Source organism: Nostoc sp. FACHB-888 (assembly GCF_014696655.1).
Classification (GTDB): domain Bacteria; phylum Cyanobacteriota; class Cyanobacteriia; order Cyanobacteriales; family Nostocaceae; genus Nostoc.
Genome location: NZ_JACJQM010000422.1, coordinates 1 through 1622, shown reverse-complemented (window position 1 = coordinate 1622; position 1622 = coordinate 1). Strand labels below are relative to the sequence as shown.

The window sequence follows — 1622 nt, the reverse complement described above, 5'->3', positions numbered from 1 at the left end:
GTGATGTTTTTTCTGTCAGACGTTCCGCGATTACAACTATCGCTATAAATACCCCAGGCATCAATCTTTTTAGTTATCTCACCCCATTCAGATTAAGAAAACCAATCATTATAACACAAAATCAATTCTGCAAGAGGTCTATTTATCCAGTATCAAATGGACTGGACTATGAAGGACTTCGAGCAGATGCTTGATTATATTTCTGAACCATTTTATTACCTGCAATACTATGTATTTCAACGTGATTTTGGTATTTCCTTTGATATTATTTATCAACCTGAAATTATTGAAGCTGCACCCATTAGTTATAAACAGGAAGATAATCAGCATATTTTTCGGGTTCAAATTAATGGTAAGATGACCAATTTTGCCATTTCTTCTGAAGGGTATGTGCTTAATGGTAAGCCTTTTCCTCGCTTATTTTCTGAGTATTGGGATATCAGTGTAAACTCATCAGGAAAATGGTACTTAGTAAATATAACTTCCCTGTAAGAGTGACGGGCGTATTTGTTACTCATCCCACTTCAGCAGCACCTCATCTACACAAGCGATACCCCATTGCAGAAACTTCGCCAAAAGTTTTTTGATCACAATCTGCAAAGTCGGATCATCATTCCAGCATTCCTGCAAGAAGTCAAACCCCGGATTCTGCCCCGAATTCGCCGCAACCTTAAGTTTCTGCATACGTTCTGGTCGCAGATTTGACCTTGCTACAATCGCCTCATGCGACCATTTTTCAGAACTGGGGGCAGGCGTGGCGGAACTTTCATCCTTATCAACTGCTTTGACTTCTACACCCGAAACTTGGTTTTCTCCCGACAAGGAAGCAGAATAACTCTGTTCTAGCTGCTCTTGTGTTTGATGAGCGATCGCTGACTGACTGTGAAGGCTAATCTGGCAATGTAGCGGACGTGACTCTTCTATGCTTCATTTGAGGTTTTTGCCGTCGCTAAAAACCTTAATAGTATTTAATCATACTAGTAACATAATGATTGTATATTTTGAAAATTCATGGCTTAGGTAGAAAATTATGAACCTAAATACTCCGCGCCGCTCTATTTTACAGGGTTTAGTTGCCAGTGCTATCGTGATTGGGTTTGATGTTGTCGGGCGTTCTTGGGTAACATCTGCTAATGCCGCATCCATCTTTGAAAGTATACCCCAATTGGATGGCACGCTTTCTACGGATAGTGAGACTCTTGTTAGTGCCAGTGTAGACTTCGGTAACATAGTACATCGGCAACCGATAGCAGTACTTCATCCAGGGTCAATAGAAGATATTGTTCAAATTATTCAATTTGCCCGTACTCATCAAATTAAAGTGGCAGCACGCGGTCAGGGTCACTCTACTTATGGTCAGTCACAAGTAGAAGCTGGCATTGTTATTAATATGAGTACACTTAACAAGATTCACTTTGTGGGAACAGACCGTACCGTTGTCGATGCTGGAGTCAGGGCGAACGCATCTTATTTACTAATAAAAACTAAGAAAGATTTTAAAATGACATAAATAATTGTAGGAATTGAGTGAATGATAAACAAAACAAATCAAATATTTTTCAATCTGAAAATTATCTTATTTTCAACTGAACGGCTATTCATTAATACTAAAAATATTCAAT

At 38.9% G+C, this 1622-nt stretch carries 3 protein-coding genes; 2 read left to right on the top strand and 1 reads right to left on the bottom strand.

Annotated elements, in window-relative coordinates:
* The first annotated feature begins 156 nt into the window (after window positions 1–156).
* A complete protein-coding gene (locus tag H6G26_RS41625; protein ID WP_190737979.1) occupies window positions 157–492 on the top strand; it encodes a hypothetical protein in 336 nt (111 codons plus the stop codon).
* A gap of 18 nt (window positions 493–510) precedes the next feature.
* Here the strand turns inward: H6G26_RS41625 and H6G26_RS43655 are convergent, their stop codons facing one another.
* Window positions 511–822, bottom strand: coding sequence for a hypothetical protein (locus H6G26_RS43655; RefSeq protein ID WP_242054420.1), 312 nt, complete (start codon window positions 820–822; stop codon window positions 511–513).
* Between the two features lie 208 nt (window positions 823–1030).
* On the opposite strand from H6G26_RS43655, the gene H6G26_RS41615 reads away from it, so the two are divergent.
* Window positions 1031–1510 (top strand): FAD-binding protein, encoded by a 480-nt coding sequence (locus H6G26_RS41615; protein WP_190737977.1) that lies wholly within the window; start codon window positions 1031–1033, stop codon window positions 1508–1510.
* Window positions 1511–1622 lie beyond the last annotated feature (112 nt).